At 74.3% G+C, this 16,557-nt stretch carries 10 protein-coding genes and 1 pseudogene; all 11 read right to left on the bottom strand.

Annotation, left to right across the window (positions count from 1 at the left end; all coding sequences use genetic code 11):
• Positions 1–7: 7 nt before the first annotated feature.
• Entirely contained in the window at positions 8–1,639 is a 1,632-nt protein-coding gene (locus ACWC9T_RS21175; protein WP_449822603.1) for an alpha/beta hydrolase, read from the bottom strand.
• A gap of 192 nt (positions 1,640–1,831) precedes the next feature.
• Complete coding sequence (locus ACWC9T_RS21180) at positions 1,832–3,025, bottom strand: hypothetical protein (protein ID WP_449822582.1); 1,194 nt, start codon at positions 3,023–3,025, stop codon at positions 1,832–1,834.
• A gap of 247 nt (positions 3,026–3,272) precedes the next feature.
• A complete protein-coding gene (locus ACWC9T_RS21185) occupies positions 3,273–4,484 on the bottom strand; it encodes a DNA polymerase III subunit delta' (protein WP_449822583.1) in 1,212 nt (403 codons plus the stop codon).
• 180 nt (positions 4,485–4,664) lie between these two features.
• Positions 4,665–8,024 carry a dTMP kinase gene (tmk, locus tag ACWC9T_RS21190; RefSeq protein WP_449822584.1) on the bottom strand — a complete coding sequence of 1,120 codons (3,360 nt, stop codon included), beginning with the start codon at positions 8,022–8,024 and terminating at the stop codon, positions 4,665–4,667.
• A gap of 159 nt (positions 8,025–8,183) precedes the next feature.
• Positions 8,184–11,063 carry a type I DNA topoisomerase gene (gene topA / locus ACWC9T_RS21195; RefSeq protein WP_449822585.1) on the bottom strand — a complete coding sequence of 960 codons (2,880 nt, stop codon included), beginning with the start codon at positions 11,061–11,063 and terminating at the stop codon, positions 8,184–8,186.
• A 436-nt stretch (positions 11,064–11,499) separates the two neighbouring features.
• Positions 11,500–11,958 carry a hypothetical protein gene (locus ACWC9T_RS21200; RefSeq protein WP_449822586.1) on the bottom strand — a complete coding sequence of 153 codons (459 nt, stop codon included), beginning with the start codon at positions 11,956–11,958 and terminating at the stop codon, positions 11,500–11,502.
• 227 nt (positions 11,959–12,185) lie between these two features.
• On the bottom strand, positions 12,186–13,718 hold the full coding sequence (locus ACWC9T_RS21205) for a DUF7059 domain-containing protein (RefSeq protein WP_449822587.1): 1,533 nt from the start codon (positions 13,716–13,718) through the stop codon (positions 12,186–12,188).
• Between the two features lie 320 nt (positions 13,719–14,038).
• Positions 14,039–14,803, bottom strand: coding sequence for a small secreted protein (locus ACWC9T_RS21210; RefSeq protein ID WP_449822588.1), 765 nt, complete (start codon positions 14,801–14,803; stop codon positions 14,039–14,041).
• 108 nt (positions 14,804–14,911) lie between these two features.
• Positions 14,912–15,275, bottom strand: a pseudogene (locus ACWC9T_RS21215) (cyclophilin-like family protein).
• Between the two features lie 188 nt (positions 15,276–15,463).
• On the bottom strand, positions 15,464–15,871 hold the full coding sequence (locus ACWC9T_RS21220) for an ATP-binding protein (RefSeq protein ID WP_449822589.1): 408 nt from the start codon (positions 15,869–15,871) through the stop codon (positions 15,464–15,466).
• A gap of 159 nt (positions 15,872–16,030) precedes the next feature.
• Positions 16,031–16,372: an anti-sigma factor antagonist BldG gene (gene bldG / locus ACWC9T_RS21225; protein WP_188305076.1), complete on the bottom strand. Its 342-nt coding sequence runs from the start codon at positions 16,370–16,372 to the stop codon at positions 16,031–16,033.
• Between the last annotated feature and the right edge of the window lie 185 nt (positions 16,373–16,557).

The raw sequence follows: 16,557 nt of genomic DNA on the forward strand, positions 1-16,557 counted from the left end.
GAGCCGGCTACCCGTCGCAGCGCTTGCCCTGCTCCGGCGCCACCCCGGTCAGCAGGAAGTGGTTGACCGCGCCGTCCACGCAGGTGCTGTGCCGCCCGTACGCGGTGTGGCCGTCCCCGTCGTAGGTGAGCAGGCGGCCGGACTCCAGCTGCCCGGCCAGGGAGCGGGCCCAGTCGTACGGGGTGGCCGGGTCGCGAGTGGTGCCGACGACGACGATCGGGGCGGCGCCGGCGGCCCGGATGGTGTGCGCCGCGCCGGTGGCCTGGACCGGCCAGTAGGCGCAGGTCAGCGCCATCCAGGCCATGCCGCGCCCGAAGTGCGGCGAGGCCCGCTCGAAGTCGGGCACCGCCCGTAGGACGTCCTCCGGCGAGCGGAACGGGGCGGGCAGGTCGAGGCAGTTCACCGCCGTGTTGGCGAACATCAGGTTGGGGTACGAGCCGTCCGCCGCGCGCCCGTAGTAGGCGTCGGAGAGCTTGAGCAGCCCGGTGCCGTCGCCCGCCTTGGCGTCGGTGAGCGCGCTGCGCAACTTGGGCCAGAGGAAGTCGGCGTACATCGACTGGATGACCCCGGTGGTCGCCTGGGAGCCGGTGAGCCGACGCCCGTTGTCGGTGCTCGGCAGCGGCTGGTCGTGGACGGCCGTGAGCAGGGCGGTGAGCTGCTCACCGACCTGCTGCTCGGTTCGGCCGAGCGGGCAGTCCTCGCGCTTGGCGCAGTCTTTGGCGAAGGCGGCCCAGGCGGTCTCGAAGCCGCTGGCCTGGGTGCGGTTGTCGGCCAGCGAGTCGAGTGCCGGGTCCATCGCGCCGTCCAGCACCACCCGTCCGACCCGGCCCGGGAAGAGCCCGGCGTAGGTGGCGCCGAGGAAGGTGCCGTAGGACTTGCCGACGTAGTTCAGCCGTTCGTCGCCGAGCAGGGCGCGCAGCACGTCCATGTCGCGGGCCGCCTCGACGGTGCTGAGGTGGCCGAGCGCGGCCCCGGCCTGCCGGTGGCAGCCCTCGGCGAACTCCTTGTCGGCGGCGACCAGCGCGTCGATCGCCCGCTGGTCGCCGGGGTCGAGGTCGGCGGCGGTGAAGGCGTCCATCCGCTCGCCGTTCAGACAGCTGACGGGGCTGCTGCGGCCGACCCCGCGCGGGTCGAAACCGACCAGGTCGTACCGGGCGCGCACCGAGCGGTCGTAGGTCCGGCCGACGGCCTCCAGGTACTCGACCGCCGAGCCGCCGGGCCCGCCCGGGTTGAGCAGCAGGGAGCCCAGCCGGGCGTCGGCACCTGAGGCGGCTTCAGCGGGTACGGCCGCCGCCCGGGCCGCCGAGAGGGTGAGGTCGCCGTCCCCCGGACGGTCGTAGTCCATCGGCACCCGGAAGGTGGTGCACTCGAACCCGCCGTCGCAGGGCTGCCAGACCGGCCGCTGCGCGTAGTACGGCGCGAGCGCGGCCGGGACGGCGGCGGGCAGCGGCTCCAACGGGGTGACCGAGGCCGCGCCGGAGCCCGTCGAGTCGGACGAGACCTGCCCCGGCACCCCGCTCGAACCCGCGGAACCGTCCGAGCCGGACCGCCCCGCGCTGCACCCACCCGCCGAGACCACCAGCAGCCCGACCACCAGCACCGCGGCCGCCGCCCGAACCCGCCGCCCGAAGGCCCTCATCCGCTTCCCTTCCACGAACCCACGCACCCACGAACTCCACGAGCCACGAACTCCATGAACGACGAGCTCCACGAACCACGAGCTCCACGAACCACGAGCTCCACGAACCACACGAAAGCACGAGAGCGAGGAAACGCAGCTGCCCGGTACCCGCCCGGGTACCGGGAGGCGTAACGCCCGCTCAACCGCCGTTCAGGACGCCTTCGCCAGTGCCTCGGCCAGGAACTGCGCCGCCTGCCGGACCATCCGCAGCCGCTCCCGGTCGGGGCTGAAGTCCTGCACGTTGTCCGAGATCCGCACCTCGGCCTTGGCCGCCGGGCCGGGGCCTGCCTTGAGCGCGGCCTGGAGCTTGCGGGCCGCGTCCAGCCCGGCGGCGTCGGCCTTGGCCGCGGCGAGCAGCAGCTTGGCCGCGCTGCCCGCCGGGGCCTCGGCGCCGGTCTGGGTGAGCGCGGCGGCGTCGTACCGGCCGGAGACCGCCGCGGCCACACCGTACAGGTCCGGACGGGCCAGCCCGGCCGCGGCCGCGCACGGCGCGCCGCCCTCGACGCCGAGGGTGCCCCAGGAGGCCGGGCCGGGCGGCAGGGTGCGGAAGGAGGTCGCGATGGTGGTGCGCAGCGTCACGTCGTCGGAGACCGCGGCCGGGGCGGCGGCGACCAGCTCGCAGGGGTGCGCGGTGCCGTTCGGCGCCTCGGGGGCGACCAGGATGAACGGATGGGCCCGGCCGCTCTGCAGGGCCTCGCCGATGCCCTCGAAGACGTCCGGGACCTCGGCGTCGGCGGTCTTGCGCGGCGTGGCGGCGTGCATCACGACGACCGGGAAGCGCGCGTGCGGCTCCTTGGCGTACTGCGGTGGCAGCCAGACCCGGACGTTGCGCGGCTTCCCGTCGGGGCCGACCACCGCGGACTGCTGCAGGTCCCCGCCGCCCGGGTGCCCGACGCTGTCGAAGTGACTGACCACGGCGGGCGTCGCGGATACGGAAGCGGAAGCGGAGGCAGCAGCGACGGCGCCGGCCGCAGCCGGAGCGGCCGAGGCCGACTCGGTCAGCGTCGGCGGCGCCGCCGGCTGCCGGACCGCCGCACCCGCGCCGGAACCCGCCCAGGCCCCCGCCGCGGCCGCGTCCACGGCGGGCTCCGACCGGTCCGCCCCCGTCCTGCCCCGGCCGAGGCCGCCGAAGGCCCCGAGTGCGGTGAGCAGCGTCAACGCGGTGACGCACACCCCGCAGACCATTGCCCCCGCCGCTCGCAGCAGCATCGGCCACCGGTCCCCCGCCAGCTCGTAGGTCTTGGCGGCGCGCAGGTCACGCCAGCGCTGGAGCGCACCGCGTGCCAGCCAGATGCCGCCGACGGCGGCGGCCAGCAGGGGGATGACGAGGAGCGGACGAACCACGGAACGCACCACCTCGGAGAAGGGCCGGCGCCGGACCGGACCCGGTGCCGTACGGGGACGACCACTCCGGCGGCGGGCCCTCCCTACACAGGAAAAGGGGCCCGGGGTACGGCCGGGACACAGTCGGCCCCCAGCGTGCACAACGGGCGCACCATCACACGCGGGTGTGCCCGGCGAGTATCGCCCGTTCACTCGAAGGTGGGACACCGGGCCGACTCCGGGAGGACTACCGGGGGCCGGAACGGGCTCAGCCCGCCCGCAGCGCCACCGTCATCGCCTCGACCGCGAGCAGCGGGTCCACGTTGCGGTCCAGCGCCTCGCGGCAGGCGAGCACCGCCTCGATCCGGCGCAGCGTGCCCTCGGCCGGCCCGGCCTGGGCGACCCGGTTCAGCGCCTGCCGCTGGTCCTCGTTGGCGAGCGCGCCGGTGGAGCCGAGCTGGATCGCCAGCACGTCCCGGTAGAAGCCGAGCAGGTCGAGCAGCGCGACCCCGAGGGTCTCCCGGCGGGTGCGGGTGGCGCGGCTCTTCTGCCGCTTCTCCAGTTCCTTGACCGCTCCGGCCATGCCGCGCGGCGCCTTGCTGCCCTCGGCGGCGCCGTAGGCGGCCTTGAGGTCGTCGGTCTCCTTGGCGTCCTGGGTCTCGGCGAGCGCCTCGGCGTCGGCCTTGGCGGTGTCGACCAGGCGCTGGGCGGCGCTCAGGCAGCCGCCGATGTCGGAGACCTCCAGCGGGATCCGCAGCACCTCGGTGCGGCGGGTACGGGCCTGCTCGTCCACGGCGAGGCGGCGCGCGCGCTCGATGTCGCCCTGCCCTGCGAGCGCGGCCAGCCGGGCGGCCTCCGGCTCGACCCCGTCCCGGCGGACCAGCATGTCGGCGACGGCCTCGGCGGCGGGCGTGCGCAGCACGAGCAGCCGGCAGCGCGAGCGGATGGTCGGCAGCACGTCCTGGACGGAGGGGGCGCAGAGCAGCCAGACGGTGCGCGGGGAGGGCTCCTCCACGCCCTTGAGCAGCGCGTTCGCGGCGGCCTCGGTGAGCCGGTGGGCGGCGTCCACCAGGATCACCGACCAGCGGCCGCCGGTCGGGTAGCTGGAGGCGCGCAGCACCAGGTCACGCATGTCGCCGACGCCGATGGACAGACCGTCGGTCCGCACGTACTTGACGTCGGCGTGGCTGCCGGCCAGCACGGTGTGGCAGCCGTCGCAGAACCCGCAGCCGGGCGTGCCACCGAGCGCGAGGTCGGGGCTGGTGCACTGCAGGGCGGCGGCGAAGGCGCGCGCGGCGGTGACCTGCCCGGCCCCGGGCGGGCCGGTGAACAGCCAGGCGTGCGTCATCAGGGAGGCGTTCCCGCCCTGCTCCGGGGCGGCGCCGCGGCCGGCCTCGGCCGTCGCCCCGGCCGCCCGGGCGGCGGCGGTCAGCTGCTCGACCACCCGCTCCTGGCCCACCAGGTCGTCCCAGACGGCCACCGCTGCTCCCAAGCTCAGTACGACAGCGCTCCCGGCGCCGATTCCCCGCCGTCGAGCATACGTCTCCACCCCGACAACCACTGCTCCGTCCGGGTCACCCCGGGCACGGACCGCGCCGGTACGACGACGGGCGGCGCCGCCGGGGACGACGGCGCCGCCCGTCAACGGTACGAAAGGGGCTCAGCCCCGACGGCCCCAGCGCCGGCCCTTGCCCTTGCCGCCGTCCTCGCCCCGGCCGTCCCCGTCGCGCCGGTTCTGGCCGTCGTGCCGCCCCCCGCCGCCGCCCTGCTCCCAGCGCGCCCACTCGTCGCGCGAGCCGAGCAGGGTGTCGGTCAGGCTCGGCAGGTCGTCCATCGGGGTCTGCTCGGCCCATTCGGGTCGGGGCCGCTCCGCCGTGGGCTGGTCAACGCCGGGCTGACGCTCGGCACCCGCCTGCCGCCCGTCGACCACGGGCAGCTCACGCGTGCTGTCCGCCTGCTCACCGGGACGACGGCCCGGCTCGGCCCGGGGCAGCACGGCGGTCTCGTCCACCGCCGGAACCCTCGGCAGCACGGCGGTCTCGTCCACCGCCGGAACCCTCGGCAGCACGGCGGTCTCGTCCACGGCCGAGGCCGGCACCACCGGCAGCTTGGCGGTGGCATCGGCCGCTTCGGCAGCCCGGGCGGCCGTCTGCCGGTCCCGCAGCGACAGCTCCCGCGTCGCCTCGTCACCGAGCCCCGCCGAGGTGCCGCGTCCCGCCGAGGCGTCCCGCGAGCCGCCCTGCGACGTCTCCCGGACCGCCCGCAGCTGCGTGGTCACCGCGTCCTCGGCCTCGGGCCGTCCCTCGGCCCGGTCCGCCGCCGTCTCGGCGGCAGCAGCGGCCGCCGCGAGCGCCGCGGCCTGCGCCAGCCGGGCCTCCTCGGCCCGCTGCAGCGCCTCCTCCGCCCGGCGGCGCTGCTCCTCGCGGGCCAGCTCCCGCTGCCGCTGGAGCTCCGCCTGGGCGGCCGCCTCGTCGGCGATCCGCTTGCGCTCGGCGGCCTCCTCGGCCAGCCGGGCCTCCTCGGCGGCGCGCCGCTTGGCCTCCTCCTCGGCCCGGCGCTTCGCTTCCTCCTCCGCCCGGCGGCGGGCCTCGTCCTCGGCCTTGCGCCGTGCCTCGGCCGCGGCCCGCTCGGCCTCCTCCTTGGCCAGCCGCTCCTTCTCGGCCTGCTCGGCCCGCAGCTGCGCCAGCACCTCCTGGCGCTTGCGCTCGGCGGCCTCCTCCTCGGCCTTCTTGCGGGCCTCCTCGGCGGCGCGCCGCTCGGCCTCCTCCTTCGCCAGCCGCTCCTGCTCGGCGCGGGCGGCCTTCTCCTTCTCGGAGAGCGGCAGCTCGCGGTCCAGCCGGTGCCGGATGGCGGTGGTGACGAAGCCGGGGGCCTGGCTGCCGTCCACGACCAGGTAGCGCGCCGGGTCGGCGGCCGCGAGGGCGAGGAAGCCGGCTCGGACCCGCTGGTGGAACTCGGTGGGCTCGGACTCCAGCCGGTCCAGCGCCTCGGTGAAGCGCTCGCGGGCCTTGGTGGGGTCGACGTCCAGCACCACGGTCAGGTCGGGCAGCAGCCCGCCGGTGGCCCAGCGGGAGATCCGGGCGACCTCGGTGGCGGCCAGGTCGCGCCCGGCACCCTGGTAGGCGATCGAGGAGTCCATGTACCGGTCGGTGATCACCACGGCGCCGCGGGCGAGGGCCGGCCGGATGACGTTCTCGACGTGCTCGGCCCGGTCGGCGGCGTAGATCAGCGCCTCGGCACGGTGCGACAGGCCGGTGTTGCCGACGTCCAGGACCAGGCCGCGCAGCCGCTGCCCGACCGGGCTGCCACCGGGCTCGCGGGTGAGCACGACCTCGTGCCCCTTGCCGCGGATCCACTCGGCGAGTGCCTGGGCCTGGGTGGACTTGCCGGCGCCGTCGCCGCCCTCCAAGGCGATGAAGAAGCCGGTGCCGGCGCCCCGGTGCGGCACCGGGCCGCTGCCGCCGCGCACCGCGTCCACCAGGTCCTTGGCGAACGGGGCGGTGCCGCGCCGGTCGTCGGTGCGCAGCAGCACCACGGCCGCGAGCACCAGCGTGAGCAGGCCCGAGGTGGCGACGGCGAGGGCTGCGCCGCCGTGGATGAAGGTGAAGGAGCCGGGCTCGACGGTGCCGTACTCGACGTCACCGTAAGCGGCGGCGATCAGCGGGACGACCACCAGCGCGGCCGCGACCACGGCCCGGAGCACCGCGTACAGGTGCTCGGCGACCTTGGGCAGCCGGGCCTCCTCGACCTCCTGGGCGAGCAGGGTGCGCCCGGCCGAGACCACGATCCCGGCGGCCAGGCCGGCCAGCACGGTGAGCAGCAGGACCAGCACGAAGTCCAGCACCAGCCCGGCCAGGATCAGCGCGACGCCCTCGGTGAGCAGCGCCAGCGCGAGCAGCCGGCGGCGGGAGAGCGAGGGCAGGGTGGCCCGGGTGAGCCGGGCGCCCAGCGCCGGGGCAAGGGCCGCAGCGAGCACGATCAGGCCGTAGCCGATCGGACCGGCCCGGTGCTCGGCGGCGGTGAGCAGCGCCAGCGCGGCGACGCCCGCCATCGAGGCGAAGCCGGCCGCGACGGCGAAGGTGAAGTACGGGGCGCTGCCGGTGCGGCCCTTGCTCAGCGCGGGGCCGGGGGGGGCGTCGGTCGGGGCGCGCAGGCCGGTCAGCGGCGAGTGCGGAGCGACGGCCACCGGGCCGCGGGACAGCTGCTGGAGGTAGCCGCGGATGGCCGAGACGGCGAACAGGCCGGCCGCGCCGAGCGCCGCGAAGGTCAGCTGGTGGGCACGCAGCCAGTCCGAGCCGAGCGCCGCGCCGATGTTGTTGACCAGGGTGAAGGCGACCAGTCCGACGGCCGCGAGCGGCACGGTGACCCAGCCGGTGAAGCGGTCGATGCCGCGGACGGTGTCCAGGTTGGCCGCGGCCGGCCGCTGCTCGGCGGCGGGCGCGTAGGGGTCGGCCGGCGGCAGCAGCCCGGGGACGGCGGCGGCCTTGGCGATCCCCCAGACCCGTTCGGCCGCGCCGGTGACGAACACGGTGGCGAGCAGGACGTAGGTGGCGGCGCCCGAGGGCTGCGGGCCGGAGCTCAGCCAGACCGTCCACCACGGCGCCAGGGCGATCAGCAGGGCGCGCAGCGCGTCGGCGCCGAACAGCGTCCAGCGCCGGTCGAGCTTCCCTGCGACCAGCTGGTGCACCGGCTCCAGAAACGCCACGCCGACCAGCCCGGTGGCCGCCACCCGGACGGCGAGGACGGCGGCGGTTGCGAGGGCGAGGCTGCGCGGCAGGTCGCCGAGCTGGCCGCCCTGGGCGGCCGCGATCACGGTGAGCGCCAGCAGCACCAGCAACCCGAGCCGGTCGGCGGTGGCGCCGATCAGCTGGGTGGTCCACAGCCTCCGGTAGGGGCGGGTCCGCAGCAGCGCCCGAGCCCGGTCCACGGGGGTTCCGGCGGGCGCGACCTCGGACAGGTCGGCCCCGGTGGCTCTGGCGGCCGGGGCGGCGCTGGGGGTGGGCTGCTCCTCGCTCGTCATACGGCCAGCGTAGCGGGCCGGGCTTTGCCCGATTGAGACGAACGGGGGTTCCGGTTCCCGGTCATCACCGGCCTGTGACGATCCCTGCACAGACCTCGGGCCCGCACCCCCGGGGTGGAGGCGCGGGCCCGATTCCGCTCTCGGCGGGCTGCCGTCGGATCAGCCCTCGTCGGTGGCGGCGGTCTTGCCGGTCGCCGTCCTGCCGGCCGCGGTCTTCTTGGCGGCCGTCTTCTTGGCCGCCGCCGTCTTGGTGGCGGTCTTCTTGGCGGCCGTCTTCTTGGCGGCGGTCTTGGTCGCCGTCGTCTTGCTGGTGGTGGTCTTCTTGGCCGCCGCCTTCTTCGCTGGGGCCTTCTTCGCCGCCTTCTTCACCGGCCCGCGGGCCCGCTTCTCGGCGAGCAGCTCGTAGCCGCGCTCCGGCGTGATGGTCTCGACCTCGTCGTCCTTGCGCAGCGTGGCGTTGGTCTCGCCGTCGGTCACGTACGGGCCGAAGCGGCCGTCCTTGACCACCACCGGACGCTCGCTGACCGGGTCGGTGCCCAGCTCCTTGAGCGGCGGGGCGGCGGCGGCCCGGCCGCGCTGCTTGGGCTGGGCGTAGATCGCCAGCGCCTCGTCGAGGGTGATCGTGAAGATCTGGTCCTCGCTGGTGAGCGAACGCGAGTCGGTGCCGCGCTTGAGGTACGGGCCGTAGCGGCCGTTCTGCGCGGTGATCTCCGAGCCCTCGGCGTCGGTGCCGACCACGCGCGGCAGCGAGAGCAGCCGCAGCGCGTCCTCCAGGGTGACGCTGTCCAGCGCCATCGACTTGAACAGCGAGGCGGTGCGCGGCTTGACCGCGTTCTTGCCGGTCTTGGGCGTGCCCTCGGGCAGGATCTCGGTCACGTACGGGCCGTAGCGGCCGTCCTTGGCGACCAGCATGTTGCCGCTGACCGGGTCCGGACCGAGCTCGAAGTCACCGCTGGGCTTGGCCAGCAGTTCCTCGGCCAGCTCGACGGTCAGCTCGTCCGGCGGCAGGTCGTCCGGGATGTCGGCGCGCTGGCCGGGCTCGCCCTCGACGGCGGAGGCGCGCTCGACGTACGGGCCGTAGCGGCCGACCCGCAGGGTGATGTCGTCGCTGACCCGGAACGAGCTGATCTCCCGGGCGTCGATCGCGCCGAGGTCGGTGACCAGCTCCTTCAGGCCGCCCAGGTGGTCGCCGTCGCCGTTGCCGGCCTCGGCGGCGCCGCCCGCGGCGTGGCCATCGCCCTCGCCGAAGTAGAAGCGCTTCAGCCACGGCACGGACTGCGCCTCACCGGCGGCGATCCGGTCGAGGTCGTCCTCCATCTTGGCGGTGAAGTCGTAGTCGACCAGCCGGCCGAAGTGCTTCTCCAGCAGGTTGACCACGGCGAAGGAGAGGAAGGACGGGACGAGCGCCGTGCCCTTCTTGAACACGTACCGGCGCTGGATGATCGTGTCGATGATCGACGCGTAGGTGGAGGGACGGCCGATCTCCCGGTCCTCCAGCTCCTTGACCAGCGAGGCCTCGGTGTAGCGGGCCGGCGGCTTGGTGGCGTGGCCCTCCGGGGTGATCCACTCGGCGGCCAGCGGGTCGCCCTGGGCGACCTGCGGCAGCCGGCGCTCGCGGTCGTCGAGCTCGGCGTTCGGGTCGTCGGCACCCTCGACGTAGGCCTTGAGGAAGCCGTGGAAGGTGATGATCTTGCCGGAGGCGGAGAACTCGACGTCCCGGCCGTCGGAGGAGGCGCCGCCGACCCGGACGGTGACGGACTGGCCGACCGCGTCCTTCATCTGGGAGGCGACGGTGCGCATCCAGATCAGCTCGTACAGCCTGAAGTCGTCGCCGGTCAGGCCGGTCTCGGCCGGGGTGCGGAAGCGGTCGCCGGAGGGGCGGACCGCCTCGTGCGCCTCCTGGGCGTTCTTGACCTTGCTGGCGTAGGTGCGCGGGGCGTCCGGCAGGTAGTCGGCGCCGTAGAGCTGGGTGACCTGCGCGCGGGCGGCGGCGACCGCGGTGTCCGACAGCGTGGTGGAGTCGGTACGCATATAGGTGATGAAGCCGTTCTCGTACAGCTTCTGGGCCACCTGCATGGTCCGCTTGGCGCCGAAGCCCAGCTTGCGGCTGGCCTCCTGCTGGAGCGTGGTGGTGCGGAACGGCGCGTACGGCGAGCGGCGGTAGGGCTTGGACTCGACGCTGCGGACGCTGAACGCGGTCTGCGCCAGGGCGGCGGCCAGCTGGCGGGCGGCCTGCTCGTCCAGGTGCAGGGTGTTGGTACTGCCGGCCTTCAGCCGGCCGTCCGGGCCGAAGTCGCGGCCGCTGGCGATCCGCTTGCCGTCCACCGAGGCGAGCCGGGCGCCGAAGGTCTCCGGGTTGGCGGAGTCCACCGGGGTGCGGCCGGTGCCGAAGGTGCCGACCAGGTCCCAGTACGAGGCGGTGTGGAAGGCCACCCGCTCGCGCTCGCGCTCGACCACCAGACGGGTCGCGACAGACTGCACCCGGCCCGCCGACAGCTTCGGCATGACCTTCTTCCACAGCACCGGCGAGACCTCGAAGCCGTACAGCCGGTCGAGGATGCGGCGGGTCTCCTGGGCGTCGACCAGGCGCTGGTTGAGCTCGCGCGGGTTGGCCACGGCCTCCTGGATCGCCGACTTGGTGATCTCGTGGAACACCATCCGGTGCACCGGCACCTTGGGCTTCAGCACCTGCTGGAGGTGCCAGGCGATGGCCTCGCCCTCGCGGTCCTCATCGGTGGCCAGGAAGAGCTCGTCGGACTCCGCGAGCAACGACTTCAACTTGCTGACCTGGGACTTCTTGTCCGCGTTGACTACGTAGATGGGCGCGAAGTCGTGGTCGACGTCCACCCCGAGGCGGCGCACCTCACCGGTGTACTTGTCCGGCACCTCGGCCGCCGTGCTGGGGAGGTCGCGGATGTGCCCAACGCTCGCCTCGACGATGTAGCCGGGGCCCAGGTAGCCCTTGATCGTCTTCGCCTTGGCCGGCGACTCGACAATGACGAGTCGCTGTCCGTGCGCGGTCTCGCTGCTCGGGGACACCTTCGCTCTTCTCTCCCGGTCCTTATGTGGCTGGTCGGCGCTGGCAGCACGGGCTGCGCTCCGCCCGACCCCTCCACCGTCCCGGGCTGCCGCTGCACGACACCCCACCAGCGGAGTGTGACCGTACCCCGGCCACCCTTGTCAAACGGACGGATCCCGCGTTTTCACTTGCCGGGCTCACCGACGCCACTCGAACGGTAACCCGATGACGGAGGTTCGCGCCCCGTGGAGGGGGGCTTCGGCAGGTTCCGGAGGATGGAATGACGGATTTCAAGATCTGTCAACGGAAAAATCGCCGCGCTTCCGGTATTGGGCTCTCCGGATCGCGCCAGGGATTACCGGCATGGTCGTTACGACTGATACGTCTGATGTGTTTGGTGCGGGTGTTACGGCTGGGGTTCTCGGCACGGCCGGGCCGTCCGGTACCGCCGTGACCTCAGCGGCCGACCGCGGCCAGCAGCCCGGCGCCCGCCGCCAGACAGCACCCGCCCAGCGCGCTCCACAGCAGGTCGGCGACCACCACCCGGCCGACCTCCCCCGCCGCCAGCACCGCCCGGCAGGGCCGGTCGGGGTCGTAGCAGACCCGCACCGAGGCCCCGGGCGCGAACCGCTCCGGACGGCGCAGCGGGGTGTGCCCGCGCGGACGGGTGAGCACCAGCTCCGAGATCCGGCCACCGGCGGACCCGTCGACCGGGGGCAGCACGGAGAAGGAGAGCAGCGGCGCGCTGTCGAGCTGCCCGTGCGCGTCGTTCTCGGCGACCACCGTGGCGACCGTCGACACCCCCAGCCGGCGCACCCGGTGGCGAAGGCGCACTTCGGCGGCGCACCAGAGCAGCAGCACGCCACCGAAGAGGGCGAGCACCAGCCCACCCACCGTCGCCGTCGTCGTGTCCACCCCTGGCCCCCGGCTCCCCAGCCCTGTCCACAGCCTGTGGACGGAGAGCCTCACAGCGCCGGACCAACGGGGCACGACCCTCCGGGGGCCGCCGGACGAACCGGAGGGTACGGGCGGGTGAACCGGGGGCTGTCCACGAAGCGTTCTACCGAACGGGGGCACCGGGCCGGCGGTCGCCGAACCGGGGCCACCGCACCGGGGCCACCGGATGGAGCCCCGGACGGGGGTCACCGAACGGGGTTGATGAACCCCTGCTCGGTCAGCAGCCGCAGCGACTCCGGCACCCGGTCCCGCAGGACCACCCGGTCCTCGCCCAGCAACTGCGCGATGGCGTCCACGATCTCGCCCGCCGACAGCGACCCGTCGCAAACCCCGACGAAGCCGGCGCCCACGGTGTCCACCTTGGTGGCCCGCCGCATGCCCCGGTTGTGACGCAGGATCACGTGCTCCGGGTCCTCCGCCCCCGGCGCGCCGACCTGCTCCTGGACCACCTCGTCGGCCAGCACGTAGCGGGCCGCGAGCAGGCCCGCGTCGTCCTGCGAACGCAGGAAATCCTGCCGGTCGAACCACTCCTCGATGTGCGGACCGAGCGGCTGCTCCACCGGGTGCGGCCACTCCTCCACCCGGACGGTCGGGCTCTCGGCGCCGCCCGCCCGCAGGGTGATCCAGCCCATGCCGATGCCCTCGACCCGGCCCGCCTCGAAGGCGTCCAGCCACTCTCCGTACCGGGCCTGGTAGTCGCCGCCGGGGCCGCGGTGGTCGCCGCCGTCACGCAGCCACAACTCGGCGTACTGGGCGACGTCCTGAACCTCGCGCTGGACGATCCAGGCGTCCAGCCCGGTGCCCGTCACCCAGCCGGCCAGCCGCTCGTGCCAGTCCTCGCCCTTGACGTGCTGCCAGTTGGCGAGCAACTGGCAGTAGCCGCCCGGCTCCAGGTGCTCGGCGGCCGAGCGCACCAGGCTGCGGCACAGGTCGTCCCCGGCCATGCCGCCGTCGCGGTAGGTGAACCGGCCGGCCGGCGAGATGACGAACGGCGGGTTGGAGACGATCAGGTCGAACTTCCGCTCCCCGACCGGCTCGAAGAGGCTCCCGGCGGCCGCCTCGGTGTTGTCGAAACCGGACAGCGCCAGGGTCAGCTCGGTGAACCGCAGCGCGCGCGGGTTGAGGTCGGTGGCGACCACCTGCTGGGCGTGCCGGGCCGCGTGCAGCGCCTGCACACCCGAGCCCGAACCGAGGTCCAGCGCGGCCCGGACGAGGCGGCGCACGGTGATGTTGGCCAGCGTCGTGGACGCCCCGCCGACCCCGAGCACCAGGTCCTTACGGGCCACCCCGTGCGCGGTCTCCCCGGAGCCGATGCCGCCCGCGCCGCCCACCGCGCAGCCCAGGTCGGAGACCACCCAGGCATCCGAACTGGGCAGCCCGGCAACCTCATTGGCGTACGGCCGGACGTCCACCGTGGCACGCACCAGATCCCCGTCGGACCGCAGCCAGCCATCCGCCAGGCAGTCCTCCACCGGCAGCGCGGCGGCCGCCGCCCTGTACGGCACTGGCTGCTGCAGCAGGAACAGCCGCACCAGGGTCTCCAGCGGGCTGCCACCCCGCGTCGCACGCAGCGCCGGGACCGCCTCGCTACGGGCCAACGCCGCGTAGCCGGTGGGCCCCAAGAGGTCCAGGCAGCCATCGGCGGTGAAGGACGCGGCCAGCAGCGCCTCACGCAGCTTGGCCAGACGGGTCGGGTCGAGAACGGGGCTACTGATCACCCTGCCATTGTCCCCCGCCCCACCCCGCCCCCGCCCCACCAGCCCACCCGAGGGCGGCCGACGCCCGCCCACCGGAACCCGCCCGGGGCGCAACCGCCCGAGCCCGCACCCCTGCCTCCGGCGGAGCGTCTCGCCGCTCGAACCGGCGCGTCGATCCCGGCACCACCGAGACGGACCAGGCCGCCCCGCCCGGCAGCAACCGGCCCGCACAGGCAGCAGCCGGGGTCGCTCCTACGAGCGGCCCCGGCGGCTACTGCTCCCCTTGGTTCCCGTCCTCCGTCCCCGTCCTCTGGCTGCCGTCCTCTGGTCGCCGTCCTCGATCAGCTCGCGCTGGGGGCCGGGGCCGACGGGGTGGACGCCGGAGTGGTGGCGGCGCCCGCGGAGGGGGTGGCCGCCGGGCTCGCGCTGCCCGTCGCACCGGGCGTGGGAGTGCCGCTGGGGGCGCCGGTCGTGGCAGACGCTCCGGCGCTCGGGGTCCCGCTCGCGCCCCCGGCGGCCGGGGAGCCGCCGGCACTGCCGCTCGCACCCGCGTTCGGGGTGGTCTGGCTGGGCTTGCAGCCCTCCTGCTTGGCCATCGCCGCACCGAGTTCGCCGCGCTGCAGCTTGCTCTGCGCCTGGGTCGACAGCGAGGCCAGCTGCTGCACCTGGTCGGCTACGCTGCGCAGCCCGTCCGCGAACTTCGCCTGGTCGTTGTTGGGCAGCGCGTCCAGCTTCTTCTGGACGTCCAGGTAGCCGTCGGACGCCTTCTTCAGCTCGTCGACGGTGTCCTTCTGCAGGGTCGCGCCGTCGGCCACCTTGGGCGCGCCGGCCGCGTCGATGGCGGCCGCGATGTCCTGGTTGGTCTTGGCCAGCCGCCCGATGTCCGTCGAGAGCCGCTTCTGCAGGTCGGCCGGGGACTCGCCGGTCTTCACCTGGCCGGTGTCGGCGAGCGCGGACTGCGCCTGGGCGATCGGGTCCTTGGCGGCGCCGCAGACGTTCGACGCCCAGGACTCCAGCTGCTTGCTGTTGTCGTTGCCGCCGCAGCCGACGGCGCCGAACGCGAGCAGCACGCCGAGGGCGGGTACGGCCAGCAGTCGCTTGTTCACCGGGAGAAGCCTTTCGGTTTCGGTCGTCTTCGGTCGTCGAACCTACACGGCCGTCACCCGAGCCCTGGTTCCCGGCTGCTCAGCTCCCGGTCGGCCGCCGGCCACCGCTCAGGCCCGCTCGACCCGGATCGGGTCGCCCGGCCGGACGGTGCGCAGCACCCGGGCGTCCCCGTCCAGCGCTCCGAGGACGTTGCAGGGGCTGGCCAGTCGGGCATTCGCCGGCAGGCGAGATCGGCGTCGGCTCGTAGGGCAGCGCTGTCGCCGTCGGTCCGGAACGCGACCGTGCCCGGCCCGACCACCTGCCGGGCAGCGTCCTCGCCCGGCACGCTGACAGGCGTGCCGAAGTAGACCTCCCGCCCCAGGTGCTGGTCGTCGACACGATCGGCAGCTCGGCCCAGAACACCTCGGTGGTGGGCGTGGCCCGCAGCGTGGCGGCGGCCTGACCGGCCGGCCACAGGATGCGAATCCGCATGCGGTTCCTGTTCCGCGACAGGTCCGATCGACGATCGGACCCGGTCGTGCCGGAAGCAGCGAACCGCCAGGATCAACAATTTGCCAGCGGGATCCCGGGAGTCGGGATCCCCGGAAGCCGGAATCCCGGAAGCCGGGTCCCGGAACTTGGGGTTCCTGCACCCGGGCCGGTACGGACGGCGCGGGTTCTCAGACCGCGACGGAGGAGATCGAGACCGGCCAGCTCATCCGGATCACGCCACCACCGGTGCCGTCGGCGACCTCCAGATCCTCGACCAGGCCGGTGATCACGGCGAGGCCCAGGGTGTCCTCGTCCGGGTCGCCGCCCTCGTCGGCACCGGCGGCGGGGCCGGCTTCGTCCTCGACCTCGATGAGGAAACGCTTCTCCTGATCGGTCAGCGCGACCCGGACCGTGCCGCCGATGCCACCACGCTGGTGCAGACCGACCGCACGGGAGCACGCCTCGCCGACCGCGAGCCGTACCTCGTCGAGCACCGACTCGTCGACCCCGGCCCGTCTGGCGACGGCCGCGGCGACCAGTCGGGCCGTCCGCACGTGCTCGGGAAGCGCGCTGAATCGAAGTTCGACGGTTGCCATCTCTCCCCCTCGGGGTGCTCCGACGGGGGCCGGAGGTACGGCCCCAACGGGCCGGCCGAACCGGCCCCTGAGCGGCCGGGAAGCACCGGGGCCTCACGGGCCCCGGCGTCCCGGACGCATGGAACGGGCGGGCCGGCCGCGGGGACTGGCCCGGACGCGTCAGTCGGTCGCGGCGACCGCGTCGTCCACCGAGGTGTGGATCGGGAAGACCTTGGTCAGGCCGGTGATCCGGAAAATCTTGAGGATGCGCTCCTGGTTGCAGACGAGGCGCAGCGAGCCCTCGTGGGCGCGCACCCGCTTCAGACCGCCGACCAGAACACCCAGACCGGTCGAGTCGAGGAAGTCAACGCCTTCCATATCGACGACGAGGTGGTACTTGCCGTCGTTGACGAGCTCGACCAGCTGCTCCCGCAGCTTCGGGGCGGTGTACACATCGATCTCGCCGCCAACCTCGACGACCGTACGATCGCCGACTGCACGGGTCGACAGGGACAGGTCCACGGAACCTCCAGCACCTTGCCTTGCTACGTCATGTGCGATCCTCGGCCGGACGGCCGCGACCGCATGTCGCGAGCCCGGGCGCGCCAAGCCAACGCGTGGCAAGCCTCAGCGCTGCGACCCACGGCCGTACGGCCGTCACGGCCACATTCAACCACCTGCGACCATGCCCGCACGATGGCTTACGA

The organism is Kitasatospora sp. NPDC001159, from assembly GCF_053598235.1.

Excerpts from the sequence above, each read along its gene's own strand:
- ACWC9T_RS21220 (WP_449822589.1), bottom strand. The coding sequence starts at position 15,871 with ATGGCAACCGTCGAACTTCGATTCAGCGCGCTTCCCGAGCACGTGCGG.
- ACWC9T_RS21175 (WP_449822603.1), bottom strand. The coding sequence starts at position 1,639 with ATGAGGGCCTTCGGGCGGCGGGTTCGGGCGGCGGCCGCGGTGCTGGTG.
- tmk (WP_449822584.1), bottom strand. The coding sequence starts at position 8,024 with ATGACGAGCGAGGAGCAGCCCACCCCCAGCGCCGCCCCGGCCGCCAGA.